The organism is Salinifilum aidingensis, from assembly GCF_054782015.1.
Genome location: NZ_BAAGTH010000041.1, coordinates 1 through 578 on the forward strand (window position 1 = coordinate 1; position 578 = coordinate 578).

Annotated in this window: 1 protein-coding gene; it reads right to left on the reverse strand. The window is 57.6% G+C overall.

Going from position 1 to position 578, the window contains the following annotated elements:
• Positions 1-33 precede the first annotated feature (33 nt).
• On the reverse strand, positions 34-471 hold the full coding sequence (locus tag ACYVJE_RS23030; protein WP_461146128.1) for an immunoglobulin domain-containing family protein: 438 nt from the start codon (positions 469-471) through the stop codon (positions 34-36).
• Between the last annotated feature and the right edge of the window lie 107 nt (positions 472-578).

Below are 578 nucleotides of genomic sequence, written 5' to 3' on the forward strand. Positions count from 1 at the left end.
GCCATGTCGTTCTGTGAGCCAAGGAGTTGTCAATTAGGTTTGTCTTCCTAAGACCGCTTGGCCTCCGACTTCCTGGCCGGCCTGGCCACTAGTGACGGATGGGCCCTTGGTGGATGCTGAGGAGACGCTGACCAGGGTTCCCTGGCCCCAGACGTCGAACCAACTGCTGACCCCCCGTCTCGCACAGAAGTAGACAGCCGTGTCTGTGGCGGTCACAGAGGCCAGCCTCAAGGAGACCTGGCTCTTGGACGTGTCTGCGGACACAGTGACTCGACTCTGGAGGGACGGGTTGTACTTGGTGTTTCCAGTCGAATAGATACTCCCAATCCACTCCAGCCCCTTCCCTGGGGACTGGCGGATCCAGACCCAGGAGTAAATGTCATTGGTGATGGAGCCATCAGAAACACTACAAGTGAGGGACAGGGTCTCCGAAGGCCTCACCAGTCCTGGGCCAGACTCCACCAGCTGCACCTGGGAAGATCTAGAGGAACCACCAAGTCGGAGGCCAAGCGGTCTTAGGAAGACAAACCTAATTGACAACTCCTTGGCTCACAGAACGACATGGCTACGATCCGACT